General features: G+C 71.7%; 15 protein-coding genes. 6 read left to right on the top strand and 9 right to left on the bottom strand.

Translation table 11 applies throughout. From position 1 onward, the window contains the following. Positions 1–352 precede the first annotated feature (352 nt). Positions 353–1,027 (bottom strand): Crp/Fnr family transcriptional regulator, encoded by a 675-nt coding sequence (locus tag ABD126_RS21270; protein ID WP_015097742.1) that lies wholly within the window; start codon positions 1,025–1,027, stop codon positions 353–355. A gap of 192 nt (positions 1,028–1,219) precedes the next feature. Next, positions 1,220–1,471: a hypothetical protein gene (locus ABD126_RS21265; RefSeq protein ID WP_015097743.1), complete on the bottom strand. Its 252-nt coding sequence runs from the start codon at positions 1,469–1,471 to the stop codon at positions 1,220–1,222. 218 nt (positions 1,472–1,689) lie between these two features. On the opposite strand from ABD126_RS21265, the gene nth reads away from it, so the two are divergent. Genes nth through ABD126_RS21240 form a run of 5 tightly spaced genes read left to right on the top strand, consistent with a single transcriptional unit; the run spans position 1,690 to position 5,688 of the window. Further along, positions 1,690–2,460: an endonuclease III gene (gene nth, locus ABD126_RS21260; protein WP_343935612.1), complete on the top strand. Its 771-nt coding sequence runs from the start codon at positions 1,690–1,692 to the stop codon at positions 2,458–2,460. Beyond that, positions 2,457–3,041, top strand: a complete 585-nt coding sequence (locus ABD126_RS21255; RefSeq protein ID WP_343935611.1) for a TlpA family protein disulfide reductase — start codon at positions 2,457–2,459, stop codon at positions 3,039–3,041. The genes nth and ABD126_RS21255 overlap by 4 nt, the downstream gene beginning before the upstream one ends. Continuing rightward, complete coding sequence (locus tag ABD126_RS21250) at positions 3,038–3,700, top strand: NUDIX hydrolase (protein WP_343935610.1); 663 nt, start codon at positions 3,038–3,040, stop codon at positions 3,698–3,700. The genes ABD126_RS21255 and ABD126_RS21250 overlap by 4 nt, the downstream gene beginning before the upstream one ends. Positions 3,701–3,716: 16 nt before the next feature. Continuing rightward, positions 3,717–4,904: a MarP family serine protease gene (locus ABD126_RS21245; RefSeq protein WP_343935609.1), complete on the top strand. Its 1,188-nt coding sequence runs from the start codon at positions 3,717–3,719 to the stop codon at positions 4,902–4,904. A gap of 37 nt (positions 4,905–4,941) precedes the next feature. After that, positions 4,942–5,688: a methyltransferase domain-containing protein gene (locus tag ABD126_RS21240; protein WP_343935608.1), complete on the top strand. Its 747-nt coding sequence runs from the start codon at positions 4,942–4,944 to the stop codon at positions 5,686–5,688. On the opposite strand, the gene ABD126_RS21235 is transcribed toward ABD126_RS21240, so the two are convergent. From ABD126_RS21235 to ABD126_RS21215, 5 genes are all read right to left on the bottom strand, one after another. Further along, positions 5,657–6,589, bottom strand: a complete 933-nt coding sequence (locus ABD126_RS21235; RefSeq protein ID WP_343935607.1) for an alpha/beta fold hydrolase — start codon at positions 6,587–6,589, stop codon at positions 5,657–5,659. The genes ABD126_RS21240 and ABD126_RS21235 overlap by 32 nt on opposite strands. A gap of 8 nt (positions 6,590–6,597) precedes the next feature. After that, complete coding sequence (locus tag ABD126_RS21230; protein WP_343935606.1) at positions 6,598–7,083, bottom strand: phage holin family protein; 486 nt, start codon at positions 7,081–7,083, stop codon at positions 6,598–6,600. Between the two features lie 76 nt (positions 7,084–7,159). Then, complete coding sequence (gene nhaA, locus ABD126_RS21225; RefSeq protein ID WP_343935605.1) at positions 7,160–8,356, bottom strand: Na+/H+ antiporter NhaA; 1,197 nt, start codon at positions 8,354–8,356, stop codon at positions 7,160–7,162. Between the two features lie 236 nt (positions 8,357–8,592). Further along, entirely contained in the window at positions 8,593–10,578 is a 1,986-nt protein-coding gene (gene acs, locus ABD126_RS21220) for an acetate--CoA ligase (protein ID WP_343935604.1), read from the bottom strand. A 201-nt stretch (positions 10,579–10,779) separates the two neighbouring features. Next, a complete protein-coding gene (locus ABD126_RS21215) occupies positions 10,780–11,349 on the bottom strand; it encodes a GNAT family N-acetyltransferase (RefSeq protein WP_343935603.1) in 570 nt (189 codons plus the stop codon). 92 nt (positions 11,350–11,441) lie between these two features. Here ABD126_RS21215 and ABD126_RS21210 point away from each other — a divergent pair, with 92 nt between their 5' ends. After that, entirely contained in the window at positions 11,442–12,167 is a 726-nt protein-coding gene (locus ABD126_RS21210) for a Fic family protein (protein WP_343935602.1), read from the top strand. On the opposite strand, the gene kynU is transcribed toward ABD126_RS21210, so the two are convergent. Both kynU and ABD126_RS21200 read right to left on the bottom strand, forming a co-directional pair. Continuing rightward, positions 12,164–13,288 carry a kynureninase gene (gene kynU / locus ABD126_RS21205; protein ID WP_343935601.1) on the bottom strand — a complete coding sequence of 375 codons (1,125 nt, stop codon included), beginning with the start codon at positions 13,286–13,288 and terminating at the stop codon, positions 12,164–12,166. The genes ABD126_RS21210 and kynU overlap by 4 nt on opposite strands. After that, positions 13,285–14,100 (bottom strand): tryptophan 2,3-dioxygenase, encoded by an 816-nt coding sequence (locus ABD126_RS21200; protein WP_343935600.1) that lies wholly within the window; start codon positions 14,098–14,100, stop codon positions 13,285–13,287. Before ABD126_RS21200 ends, kynU begins: the two co-directional genes overlap by 4 nt. Positions 14,101–14,183 lie beyond the last annotated feature (83 nt).

The following is a 14,183-nucleotide window of genomic DNA, read 5'->3' as shown; positions in this document are numbered from 1 at the left end:
CAACGAAACCGCTGAACGGCGGGTCCTTGAGGGTGAATTCGCTTGAGTTGCGGGGGGACTGCCGTGCGATCGTGGACGAGACGCCAGCTGACCGGTTTCGGTCGAGGTCAGCGGGGGTAACCAGACCTCCTTCCGGTGCCAGAGGGTCGGGGCCTGCGGGTACCGGATGTGTGGAGAGGCGCGGTCTGTCGGGGGATGGGCCGCGCACACGACAAGACCGGTGCGCCGCGTCGGGGGCGGCGCCCGGTCTTGTTGCTGGTGAGAGCCGGATGACAAGCCGACGCGGCCCTCGCGGGAAGCCGCGGGGCCGCGTGGCTCGGGCTAGCGGCCGGCGCGCGCTAGCGGTGTGGCGCTACCTCGCCCGTCGCGCCAGGCGCTCGGGGTCCAGGATCAGGACGCTCTTGCCCTCCAGGCGCAGCCAACCGCGGTGCGCGAAGTCGGCCAGGGCCTTGTTCACGGTCTCGCGGCTCGCGCCCACGAACTGCGCGATCTCCTCCTGGGTCAGGTCGTGCGTGACCCGGAGCAGGCCGGCCTCCTGGCTGCCGAACCGCTGCGCCAACTGGAGCAGGGCCTTCGCCACGCGGCCGGGCACGTCGGTGAAGATCAGGTCCGCCAGCATGGAGTTCGTCCGCCGCAGGCGGCGCGCCAGGGCGCGCAGCAGCTGCTCGGCGATCTCCGGCCGGTTCGTGATCCACTGCCGCAGCGCGGGGCGGTCCATGCTCACCGCGCGCACCTCGGTCACCGTCGTCGCGGTGGACGTGCGGGGGCCCGGGTCGAAGATCGACAGCTCGCCGAACATGTCGGACGGCCCGAAGATCCCCAACAGGTTCTCCCGACCGTCGGGCGACTTGCGGCCGATCTTCACCTTGCCGGACTGGATGATGTAGAGCCGGTCGCCCGGCTCGCCTTCCGCGAAGATCACATGGCCACGCGGGAATTCAACGGACTCCAGCGTCTGCGCCAGTGCCTCCGCTGCCGCCGGTTCAACCCCCTGGAAGATGCCCGCGCGGGCCAGGGTCTCGTCCACCTCGTCCCTCCTGTCGACGCGACGGTCGAGTGCGTTCCGCCTTCTGGCGGATCGGCGCCTGCCGTCGATCACTGAGTGCAGTCTAAGGGCTGTGTCGTGGATCGCCTCCCGGCGCGCCGTGCGACCAGACCCGGACAGCCCGATAAGGCCCGCCGGGGTGTGCCCCGCGGGCCTCGCCGGTCCTTGCCGGCGCTAGCGGCGGGTGCGCCGCTGACGCAGGTTCCTGGCACGACCGCCCAGCCGGCGCAGCCGGAACAGCTCCAGCGCGCGGCCGATGCCGTGCCCGTACAGCGCCCTGACCTCATCGGGGCGCGCCGACTCCAGGAACTCCTCGACCTCGTCCTCCTGGACGGCGACGTGGCGGAGACGAGCTTCAACGCGCTCCATGAAGAGCGCGAAGAACATGATCACGATCGGAACGGCGATGACGAACCAGGCAGTCATGATGGCTCCGATCCTTGCGCATCCCCCGGGACGCGCGTGCGAGGGGGTCACTACGGCGTGTCGAGTCCGCCGTTGTACGAGGTGGACGTGTGCCCGGCCCCGCCGGTTGCGTCCCTCTTGCGTCTGCCCATCGACTACCCGAGGTTCCGTTTGGCCAATCAGATGGTGCATCCGCGACGCCGACTCCGCCCGTCGAGCGCACGAGTAGCCTTCAACGCATGGCGGCGCGCAACACGGTGAAGAAGCCCGAGACCCCGCTCGGCCTCACGCGGCGGGCGCGCAAGATGGTCCGCCTGCTGGAGACGGGGTACCCGGACGCCCACTGCGAGCTGGACTTCACCAACCCGTTGGAGTTGTTGGTCGCGGTCGTCCTGTCCGCCCAGACCACCGACGTCCGCGTGAACCAGGTCACGCCGGCGCTATTTCAGCGCTACCGCAAGGCCGCCGACTACGCCTCCGCCGACCGCACCGAGCTGGAGGAGCACATCCGCCCCACCGGCTTCTACCGGAACAAGGCCACCTCGCTGATCGGCCTGGGTTCCGCGCTGGTCGAGCGGTTCGGCGGCGAGGTGCCCGGCAAGCTCGCCGACCTGGTCACGCTGCCCGGCGTCGGCCGCAAGACCGCCAACGTCGTGCTGGGCGACGCGTTCGGCGTGCCGGGGATCACCGTGGACACCCACTTCGGCCGGCTCGTGCGCCGCTGGGGCTGGACGGAGGAGGAGGACCCGGTCAAGGTCGAGCACGCCGTCGGCAAGCTCGTCGAGCGTCGCGACTGGACCCTCCTGTCGCACCGCACGATCTTCCACGGCCGCCGCGTCTGCCACGCCCGGACGCCCGCGTGCGGCGCGTGCTTCCTCGCGCCCCAGTGCCCGTCCTACGGGATCGGCCAGGTCGATCCGGTCAAGGCCGAGAAGCTGGTGAAGGGCGAGGAGGCCCCGCACCTGATCGCATTGGCCGAGCGGGTGCGATCGGGGGAGAAACTGGCGTGAGTCGAGCAGTGCGCTGGGCGGTCGTCGTCCTGGTACTCGCGGTGGCCGCCGTGGTGGCGCTGTGGCCGCGCGACGCCGAGCCGCCGGTCGACCGACAGCGGACCGCCGCCGCCGAGGACCTGGGACCGGCGCGGGAAAAGGCCGCCCTGGACCCGTGCCCCCGTGGTGAGGGCGGCCCGGCCGTCCTGCGCGGTGTCACGGTCACCTGCCTGGCCGACGGGCAGCCCGTCGACGTCGGCGCGGCCCTGCCCGGCAAGGCGCTGGTGAACTTCTGGGCCACCTGGTGCGTTCCCTGTCACGAGGAGCTGCGGGTGCTGGAGGACTACGCCCGGCAGCCCGGCGCGGTGCCGGTGCTCACCGTGCTGGTGAACAGCAAGGAGGGGGACGGGCTGGAGTTGCTGACCAAGCTGGGGGTGCGCCTGCCCGCGGTGCACAGCGAGGCGGACGCCGTGCGCCGGGCCCTGGGCTCGCCGCCGCACCTGCCCAAGAGCTACGTGGTGGGCGCGGACGGCGCGGTCGCCGAGGTGACCCGCTACACCGTGCTCACCTCGGTCGACCAGGTGCGCGAGGTGGTCGGATGACCGCCCTGGTGTCGCCGGAGGACGTCCCGGAGTGGATGGGCGGGTTGGTCAAGGCCACCGCCGAGATCGACCACCGGGCGTTCACCCGGATCTCCCCGCCGCCCGCGGGCACGGGCCGCGAGGCCGCCGTGCTGATGCTGTTCGGCGAGGGCGCGGACGGGCCGGACGTGCTGCTGCTGCGCCGTGCCGACACCCTCGGCTCCCACCCCGGGCAGGTCGCGTTCCCGGGCGGCGCGGCCGACCCGACCGACGACGGGCCGGTGGACACGGCGCTGCGCGAGGCGTTCGAGGAGACCGGGGTGCTGCGCGAGGGCGTGCGGCCGGTGGCGACCCTGCCGAAGCTGCACGTGCCGGTGTCCGGGTTCGTGGTCACGCCGGTGCTGGCGCACTGGGACGAGCCGTCGCCGGTCGCCCCGGTGGACCCGGCGGAGACCGCGGCCGTGGCGCGGGTGCCGATCGCGCACCTCGCCGACCCGGCGAACCGGTTCCGGGTGACCCACTCGTCGGGGTACGTCGGTCCGGCGTTCTCCGCGCCGGGCATGTTGGTGTGGGGTTTCACGGCGGGCCTGCTCAACGGCCTGCTCGCGCTGGGTGGCTGGGAAAGGCCGTGGGATGCCACCGACGTGCGCGACCTTGAGCTAGCGTTGCGCGCTACGTGACGGAGGGTTGGGCGGCGTGAACTGGGTGGACCTGCTGGTGTTGGCGCTGGCCGCCTTCGCGGCGGTCTCGGGCGCGCGCCAGGGCATGGTCGTGGCGCTGCCCGCGTTCGTCGGCGTCCTGGTCGGCCTGGTGCTGGGCACGCAGCTCGCGCCGCTGGTGGTGGCGCAGTTCGAGAACGTCGTCACCAAGGTCGTGTTCGCGGTCGGCATCGTGGTGCTGCTGGTCGCGCTGGGCGAGACGCTCGGCGTGTACGTCGGCCGGATGCTCAAGGCCCGGGTGAACTCCAGCCCGCTGCGCGGCGCGGACAACGCGCTGGGCGCGATCGTGCAGGGCGCGGTGGTGTTCGTGGTCGCGTGGATGATCGCGCTGCCGCTGACCATGGTCGCCGGGCTGCCGTCGCTGGCCAAGGCGCTCAACCAGTCGGTGATCCTGTCCACGGTCGACGACACCATGCCGCAGGCCGCCCGCACCCTGTCCGAGGACCTGCGCAACCTGTTCGACGTGTCGGGCTTCCCGGCCGCGATGAACCCGTTCGACCGGACCCCGCTGGCCGAGGTCGGCCCGCCGGACCCGGCGCTGGCGGCCAACCCGGTCGTGCAGCGGCTGCGCCCGTCGGTGCTGAAGGTCCGCGGTCGCGCGCCGTCGTGCTCGCGGGCGCTGGAGGGCACCGGGTTCGTGATCTCGCCCGAGCGGGTCATGACGAACGCGCACGTCGTCGCGGGCACCACCGAGGTGACGGTGGAGGTCGGGCGCGGCCAGTTCGACGCGACCGTGGTGCACTACGACGCCCAGACCGACATCGCGATCCTCGCCGTGCCGGACCTGGAGGCCGCGCCGCTGCAGTTCCGCACCGACGAGATCAAGCAGGGCGAGGACGGGATAGTCCTGGGCTACCCGCTGGACGGCCCGTACACGGCGTCCGAGGCGCGGGTGCGCGAGCGGATCAAGATGCTGCGCGGACCGGACATCTACGACGCCACCACCGTGACGCGGGACGTCTACACGGTCCGGGCGAAGGTCCGCAGCGGCAACTCCGGCGGACCGCTGGTCGACCCGCAGGGCCGGGTCATCGGCGTCGTGTTCGGCGCGGCGGTGGACGACCAGGAGACCGGTTTCGTCCTCACCGCGCAGGAAGTCGCGGACGAGGTGGCCAAGGCCCCGACCATGGTCCGTCGCGCTTCCACCCAAACCTGCGCGTCTTGACCACAGGATCTCCACAGGTGAGTGCTTGCCTGGGCGCATGGACGCCATCGGGTACATGGACCGGGCCGCCGCGTTGGACGACGCCCGCGCCTACAAGCTGAGGTTGCTCGACGCACTCGACGTGCACCGCCGCCACACCGTCCTGGACGTGGGCTGCGGCCCCGGCACCGACCTGCTCGACCTGGCGGCGACCGGCGCGGAGTGGGTGATCGGGATCGACGCCGACCCGTTGATGGTCGCCGAGGCGCGGCGTCGCACGGAGGAGTACCCGGCCGTCGCCGTGCACCCCGGGGACGCGCGCAGGATGCCCGTGGCGGACAAGATGGTCGACCGGGCGCGGGTGGACCGGGTGCTGCACTACGTGCCCGACCCGGAGAACGTGTTCGCCGAGCTGCGCCGGGTGGTGAAGGACGACGGTGTCGTGGTGGTGGCGCAGCCCGACTGGGACACGATCACCGTGGACCCCGGCGACGTGCGCACCAACCGGAAGGTCCGGGAGTTCGTGTGCGACCACGTGGTCACCAACGCGACCGTGGGTCGGCGGGTCGTGCGGCTCGCGGAGGACGCCGGGTTCACCGTGGACCTGCGGATCACCACCCCGGTGCTGCGGGACTTCGCGACCGCCGACGACATCCTCGGGCTGAGCCGCAACGCGGAACGGGCCGTGCGCGCCGGTCAGCTCGACGCCGACGAGGCCGCCGAGTGGCTGCACGACCTCCAGCGAGAGCGGTTCTTGGCCGCTTTCATGCTGTTCACTGCTGTACTGCGGCCAGGAACCCGCTGATCAGCCCGTTGGTCGTGTTCGGCGCTTCCTGGTGCGGGAAGTGGCCGACCTCGGCCAGCCCGCGGAACTGCGAGCCCGCCCCGATCCAGCGGCCCGAGTCGGCCGCCGTGGACTCCAGCATCACCGGGTCCAGCGCGCCGTGGACCTGTAGCACCGGCACGTCCAGCCGCCGGTCGACCGCCTCGGCGAAGCGCCGCCCGTCGCCGCGCAACTGGGAGCGCACCGCCCACCGGAAGTACTCCATCGCGGAGTGCGCGACGCCGGGGACCAGCACCGCCTCCCGGTTGCGCCGCACCACCTCGTCGAACTCCGGCGACACCGTCCACTTCGGACCGGCCCACGCCGTGAGCAGCCGGGCGACCGCCGCGCCGCCGTCGGCGGTCAGCCACCGCTCCGGGTACACGGGGAGCTGGAACCGGAAGACGTGCCCGCTGGCCCGGCCCTGCCCGCGCGGGTGCCGGCGGATCGCGTGGCGCAGCGCGAGCGGGTGCGGCGCGGAGATCGTGGTGATCGAGTCGACCAGCCGCTGGTGCATGGCCGCGACCGTCCACGCGAGCATGCCGCCCCACGCGTGCCCGACGAGGTGCGCGCGGGCCGCGCCGAGCGCTTTGACCAGGCCCGCGATGTCGCCGGCGAGGGTGAACCCGTCGTAGCCGCGCGGCGGTTTGTCCGAGTCGCCGTAGCCGCGCAGGTCCACCGCGACCGCGCGGTACCCGGCCTCGGCCAGCGCCACGAGCTGGTGCCGCCAGGTCCACCAGAACTCCGGGAACCCGTGCAGCAGCAGGACGAGCGGGCCGTCGCCCAGTTCGGCCACGTGCAGGCGGATGCCGTTGGCGGACACGTCCCGGTGGACCCAGGGTCCGGCGACCCGGGCGGTGGACGGGTCCGGCGGCAACCGCACGGCGCGGCTCAGGACCCGTCGCCGCGGTGGCGCAGGGCCGCGACGGTGTCCTTGGCCGACGCGATGGTCCGCTTCGGCGCCCTGATCCTGCGCACCTTGCGGTACCCCAGGAACCCGAACGCGCCCGCGGTGAGGAGCATGACGCCGAACGTGATCAGGAACGACCAGCCCAGCCCCAGCCCGAACAGGTCGTTCAGGCCGAAGCCCAGCGCCATGAACAGGAAGAACATGGCGAACGCCAGCACGGTGAGCGCCAGGACGAAGAAGACGCTGCCCTTGAGGCCCTTCTTCACCTCGCCCGCGATCTCCGACTTGGCCAGCTCGACCTCGGCCCTGACCAACGTGGACAGGTGCGCCGTGGCGTCGCGGACCAACCCGCCGATGGACGTCTCCTCCGCGATCTTCGCCGCGCTCTCCGCGGTCAACGGGATCGACGGAACAGGTGGCAGCCCGCTGCCGTTGGTGTTCTCCCGAGCGCTGGTCACGAAGCTCATCGTGCCATGCACGCCTTCAGCCGGCCGCTCGACCCGCGAGCGCGCGACGCCGGAGGCGGCGCAATCCAACACAGCCTCACACTTCTTCGTCCAAGCGCTGGTGGACCCGACTGCGCCGGATCAACAAGATCGCCGCCAGCAGCGAAGCCGCCATGGACGCCAACAGCACCGCGGCTTTCCCCTGTTCGGCGGCCTGACCGTCCAGAGCGAGGTCGGCGATCAGCAGGCTCACCGTGAACCCCACGCCGCCGAGCATCGCCACCGCCGTGATGTCCCGCCACCCCGCACCGCTCGGCCACACCGCCGCCTTGAACAGCACGGCCAGCGCGGACGCCCCGACGATGCCGACGAGTTTGCCCACCACCAGCCCCAGCATCACGCCCAGCGCCAGCTTGTCGGAGAACAGCGAGCCCAACGCCTCCCCGTTCACCGGCACCCCCGCCGCGAACAGCGCGAACACCGGCACCGCCACCCCGGCCGACCACGGCTGCAACCGGTGCTCCAACCGCAGCGCCGGCGCTTCGTGCTCGTAGTGGTCCTTGCGCACGCGCGTCAGCAGCGCGAGCGCCACGCCCGCGATGGTCGCGTGGATGCCCGCCTCGTGCACCGCGACCCACGTCCCGACGGCGAGCGGCACGTACAAGAACGGCGAGGTGACCCGTTTGTGCTGCAAGAAGGCGTACAACCCCAGCAACGCGACCGCCACCAGCGCCGCCACCAGGTTGAACGACGCCGTGAACAGGACGGCGATGAGGACGATCGCGCCCAGGTCGTCCACCACGGCCAGGCTCAGCAGGAACACCCGCAGGCCGCTCGGCAGCCCGGACCCGGTGATCGCCAGCACGCCCAGCGCGAACGCGATGTCCGTGGCCACCGGGATCGCCCACGCCCGCTCGATGCCCGGCTCGCCCCACCCGACCCCGATCGCGACCACCGCGGGCACGACCATGCCGCCCACCGCCGCCACCACGGGCAGGATCGCGGCCTTGAGGTTGTTCAGCTCGCCGATCACCAGCTCGCGCTTGAGCTCCAGCCCCGCGACGAAGAAGAAGATCGCCAGCAGGCCGTCCTTGGCCCAGTCGCCGACGCTCAGGCTCAAGTGGAGCGACTCGGGTCCGATGTGGAAGTCGCGCACCGCCTCGTACGCCGGGCTGAACGGCGAGTTCGCCCACAGCAGCGCGACGGCGGTCGCGGCGAGCAGGATCAGGCCGCCGACGGTCTCGGTGCGCAGGTAGCGGGCGAACTCGGCGACGACTTGGCGCTTGCGGTTCATGGGGCGGGCTCCGGGGCAGATCGGCTACAGGACATCCTCGTGCCGACCAGACTTCCCGGCTCACCAGTACGGGACCTTAACACGATCGTGGGCCCCGCCAACGGTGTTGGATCGCGCCGCCTCCGGCGTCGCGGCGAGGCCGCCTGTGGAGTCGGCTCGTCGCGCCGCCTTTCCCGCCGATCGAAGAACGTGATCGTCGGGAAAGGCGACACGACAAGCCGACGCGGCCCCGCTGGTCAGTCCTCCGAGGCGCCCGACTTCAGGCTGCTGGAGATGAGGTCCATCACCGAGGAGTCGGCCAGCGTCGTGACGTCGCCGATCGCCCGGTTCTCCGCCACGTCGCGCAGCAGGCGGCGCATGATCTTGCCGGACCGGGTCTTGGGCAGCTCCGGCACGACCATGATCTGCCGCGGCTTCGCGATCGGGCCGATCTCCTTGGCCACGTGGTCGCGCAGCGCCTTGATCGCCTCCGCGCCGGACGCCTCGTCCGCCACGCCGCCGCGCAGCATGACGAACGCGACGATGCCCTGGCCGGTGGTCGGGTCGGTCGCGCCGACGACCGCCGCCTCGGCCACGGTCGGGTGCGAGACCAGCGCGGACTCGACCTCGGTGGTGGAGATGCGGTGCCCGGACACGTTCATCACGTCGTCCACGCGGCCCAGCAGCCAGATGTCGCCGTCGTTGTCGTACTTCGCGCCGTCGCCCGCGAAGTAGAAGCCCTGCTCGCCGAACCGCGACCAGTAGGTGTCGCGGTAGCGCTCCTCGTCGCCCCAGATGCCGCGCAGCATCGACGGCCACGGCTCGTCCAGCACCAGGTAGCCGCCACCGCCGTGCGGGACCTCGTTGCCCTGGTCGTCCACGACCTTCGCGCCGATGCCGGGCAGCGGGCGCTGCGCCGAACCGGGCTTGGTGGAGGTCGCGCCGGGCAGCGGCGAGATCATGATCGCGCCGGTCTCGGTCTGCCACCAGGTGTCCACGATGGGCGTCTGACCCGCGCCGATGGTCTCGCGGTACCAGATCCACGCCTCGGGGTTGATCGGCTCGCCGACGCTGCCCAGCACGCGCAGCGACGACAGGTCGTACTTGGCGGGGATGTCCGCGCCCCACTTCATGAACGTGCGGATCAGCGTCGGCGCGGTGTAGTAGATGGAGACGCCGTACTTCTGCACGATCTCCCAGTGCCGGCCCTCGTGCGGGGTGTTCGGCGTGCCCTCGTAGACGACCTGCGTGACGCGGTTGGACAGCGGGCCGTAGACGATGTAGCTGTGGCCGGTGACCCAGCCGATGTCGGCGGTGCACCAGTAGACGTCGGTGTCCGGCTTGAGGTCGAACACGTAGTGGTGCGTGTAGGACGCCTGGGTCAGGTAGCCGCCGGACGTGTGCAGGATGCCCTTGGGGCGGCCCGTGGTCCCCGAGGTGTAGAGGATGAACAGCGGGTGCTCGGAGTCGAACGCCTCCGGCGTGTGCTGGTCGGACTGCCGCTCGACCAGGTCGTGCCACCAGACGTCGCGGCCCTCGGTCCACTCGACGTCGGTGTTCGTGCGCTTGACCACCAGGACGTGCTCGACGCTCGCGGCGTTGGCGACGGCCTCGTCCACGGCGGGCTTGAGCGCGGCCGGGTTGCCGCGGCGGTACTGGCCGTCGGTCGTGATCACCAGCTTGGCCTGCGAGTCCTCGATGCGGGTGCGCAGCGCCTCGGCGGAGAAGCCGCCGAACACGACGCTGTGCAGCGCGCCCAGGCGGGCGCAGGCGAGCATCGAGAAGATCGCCTCGGGGATCATCGGCATGTAGATGGCGACCCGGTCCTCGGCGCCCACGCCCAGCTCGGTCAGCGCGTTGGCCGCCTTGGACACCTCGCGCTGCAGCTCGGCGTAGGTGATGGCGCGGCTGTCGCCGGGCTCGCCCTCCCAGTGGATGGCGACCTGGTCGCCGTGGCCGGACTCGACGTGGCGGTCCACGCAGTTGTAGGCCACGTTGAGCTTGCCGCCCACGAACCACTTGGCGAACGGGGCGTTCGACCAGTCCAGGACCTGCGTCCACCCGGTGTCCCAGGTCAGCCGCTCCGCCTGCTTCGCCCAGAACGCCTCGCGGTCGGCCTTCGCCTCCTCGTACAGCTCGGCGGTGGCGTTCGCCTGCGCGGCGAACTCCGGGCTGGGCGGGAACGTCCGGTTCTCCGTGAGCAGGTTGTCCAGGGCGGGTCCCTGGGCTTGCGGCTGGGTCATGGTGGGCGGACCTCCTGAATCCGAGGGGTGCGCACTGAAAGGTAGTGCGATTCAGCTCACTGCGCACCCAAAAGGTTCAGACCAATTTCGGCGGGTTCGAAACGTGTTGGCAACTGTGTAACCCGCGTTCGGCCCGCTGACCACGGTGGATCCGCCGAACGACACATGCCTTGCGACCAGCGGCACCACCCGTGACCCGCGTCACGCGCTGAGGCGGGCCTTCGCGGCCGGCCACTCGGCGGCCGTCATCGAGAAGACGACCGTGTCGCGCAGGGTGCCGTCCGGGCGGACGCGGTGCACCCGCAGCACGCCCTCGCGGGTCGCGCCGAGCCGTTCGATGGCCCGCTGCGACCGCTCGTTGCGGGCGTCGGTGTGCCAGCCGACGCGGTGCGCGCCCAGGACCTCGAACGCCCTGGTCAGCAGGAGCAGCTTGGCGTTGCGGTTGAGGGCGGTGCGCTGCCAGCGGGTGCCGATCCACGTGTGGCCGATGTAGAGGCCGCGGTGCTTGGGGTCGATCTCGTAGTACGAGGTCGTGCCCGCGACCTCCTCGGTCGCGGGGTCGATCTGCGCCCACGCGCGCCGGGCGGGGTCGTTGATCGCGGCGGCGACCATGTCCCGCGCCTCCCGGAGCGTCCCCGGTTGGCGGACGCTGAGCCAGCGCCAGACCTCCGGGTCCTCGCCCGCTTCCAGCAGGCCCTCGGCGTGGTGGAGGCCGAGCGGTTCGAGGCGGACGTGGGCCCCGGTGAGCGTGGGGCGGTCGTACCAGGTCATGCCTCGGACGTTAAGCGCCTCAGTGGCTATTCGCGATGGCCAATTCTCGGCATTTTCAGATAGCCACTTACCGGCGGGTAGTGTTCTGCGGCGTGACCGATCCGCTCGCCCCGCTGCTGGACCTGCCCGGCGTGCCCGAGGCCGTCCAGACCGCCCGTGACGCCGTGTTCCAGGTGCACCGCCACCGGGTGAACCTGCGCGGCTGGGCCACCACCGCCGCCGAGGCCTCCGTCCGCGCCGCCCGCGCCTCGGCCGCGCTGGACGGCGGACCCACCGAGATCCCCGCGGACGGGTCGGTGTCCGACCCCGTGCTGGCGGGCGCGCTGCGGGTGGCGGAGTCGCTGGGGACGATCCTGCCGACGTGGCAGCGCGCGCCGTTGCAGGCGTTGGCGAAGCTGCACGTCCTGGCGGGCGCGGACCTGGGCGCCGAGCTGGGCAGGCCGCGGGTCGCGCCCGGCATCTCCGAGCGGCTGGACCTGCTGGCGTCGCTGGTGACGGGCGGGACGTCCGTGCCGGGGCCGCTGGTGGTGGCGGTGGTGCACGGCGAGCTGATGGCGTTGTCGCCGTTCCCGACGGCCAACGGCGTGGTCGCGCGGGCGGCCTCGCGGCTGACCTCGATCGCGACCGGCCTGGACCCCAAGTCGCTGGGCGTGCCGGAGGTCTATTGCCTGCGCCGGCAGAACGAGTACGCGGCGGCCCTGCACGGGTTCTCCACGGGCGAGCCCGAAGGCGTCGCGAAGTGGATCACGTTCTGGTGCTCGGCGGTCGAAGCCGGCGTCCGCGAGGCCAGGAGCATCGCGGACGCCGCGGCCTCTTAAAGGAGTTCCTTGAGGGTCGTTGCCGCGCGGTCGGCGTCCTCGAAGGTGTTGTAGAGCGGGGCGAAGCCGAAGCGGAGCACGTCCGGCGCGCGGAAGTCGCCGATGATGTTCCGCTCGATCAGCGCGTCCATCAGCGCGCCCGCCCTCGGGTGGCGCAGCGACACCTGGTGGCCGCGCCACTCGTCGGACGGCGTCAGGACCCCGATGCCCGGCAGGTCGCGGACCAGGTCCATGAAGTGCGCGGTCAGGGCCAGGCCCTTGGCCCGGACGTCCTTGAGGTCGACGTGGTCCCAGACGTCCAGCGCCGCGTCGAGGGCCAGCATCGACAGGATGTCCGGCGTCCCGACCCGGGCGCGGGACACGCCGGGGTCCGGGGTGTAGTCGGGCTGCATCGCGAACGGCACCTGGTGGCCCGTCCACCCGGTCAGCGGCTGGTGGAAGCCCTGGTGCGCCCTGGTCGGCACGTAGATGAACGCGGGCGAGCCGGGGCCGCCGTTGAGGAACTTGTACGTGCAGCCCACCGCGAGGTCGACGCCCAGCGCGTCCAGCTCGATCGGCAGCACGCCGGCGCTGTGGCAGAGGTCCCAGACGACCTTCGCGCCCACCGCGTGCGCCTGCTCGGTCAACGCGGCCATGTCGTGCAGCCGGCCGGTCCGGTAGTCGACGTGATTGAGCAGCACGGCCGCCGTGGTGTCGCGCAGGTCCAGGCGGTCGGGGTCGGCGGGGCGCAGGGCCAAGCCGGTCAGCTCCGCCACGGACTGAGCGATGTAGCCGTCGGTGGGGAAGGTGCCCGCGTCCACGACGATCTCGGACCGGTCCGTGCTGCGGACCGCCGCCATCAGGGCCTTGAACAGGTTGACGCTGGTCGAGTCGCACACGACGACCTGCCCGGCCGCCGCGCCGACCAGCCGCCCGATGCGGTTGCCGACCCGTTCGGGAGCCTCCCACCAGCCTTCCGACCAGCTGCGGATGAGCCGCGAGCCCCACTGGTGCTTGACGACCTCCTGGACGCGCTCGGCGACGTTCTTGGGTGGTGCGCCGAGCGAGTTGCCGTCGAGGTAGACGACGTCGTCGTCCAGGTCGAACAGGTCGCGCACATGCGCCAAGGGGTCTCGGTTCACACGTAGCTCCTCGCGGTCCACAGTTCCGGGAAGATGGAGCGTTGCGTGCGCTTCTCCAGCCACGCAACCCCCGCCGAGCCGCCGGTGCCGACCTTCGAGCCCATCGAGCGCCGGGTGGCGAGCAGGTGGTCGTAGCGCCAGCGCGCGAACTCCTCGGCGATGTCGGTCAGCGCCTCGCCGAGCTCCAGGAGGTCCCGGGACCCGGACCGGTAGACCTCGGTCCAGACGCGCTCGACGTCGGCGTTGGGCTGGTAGGGCTCGCTGAAGTCGCGGTCCAGCACCTCGGCGGGGATGTCCAGGCCCTGCCGGCGCAGGGCGGCGAGGACGTCGTCGTACAGGCTCGGCTCGGCCAGCAACGCCTCCAACGCGTCGTGCTGGGCGGGCACCGCGCGGTGCGGCACGAGCATCGACCGGGACTTCTCGCCGAGCAGGAACTCGACCTCGCGGTAGCGGCCGGACTGGAAGCCCGAGCCTTCGCCGAGCGCGTCCCGGAAGGCGTTGAACTCGCCGGGCGTCATGCGCGCGATGGGCCGCCACGCGGCGTTGAGCGCCTGCATGTGCAGGTCACTGCGGTGCAGGGTCCGCACGGCGGCCCGCAGGTCGTCGGCCCGCAGCTCCTTCTGCGCTTGCCTCCACTCGAAGCAGAGCAGGCCGAAGTACAGCTCCATGACCTGGGTGATCACCAGGAACGACATCTCACGCGGGTCCTTGGACCACTGCTGCTGGAGCGAGTGCAGCACGGAGGCGTGCACGTAGTCCTCGTAGGGCGTCGTGCCGCCGAAGTCCAGTTTGGGTGCGACCGGGCAGTCCATGCGCACCATGATGTATGCGCGGACGGGTGATCTGAATGGCCACTGACCAGGTGTTCTGGGCATATGTCTCGTGGTCGCAAACG

This window comes from Saccharothrix mutabilis subsp. mutabilis (assembly GCF_039521145.1).
Lineage (GTDB): Bacteria > Actinomycetota > Actinomycetes > Mycobacteriales > Pseudonocardiaceae > Actinosynnema > Actinosynnema mutabilis.
Note: the sequence above shows the minus strand (reverse complement) of the source record. Positions and strands in the feature narration are given on the sequence as shown.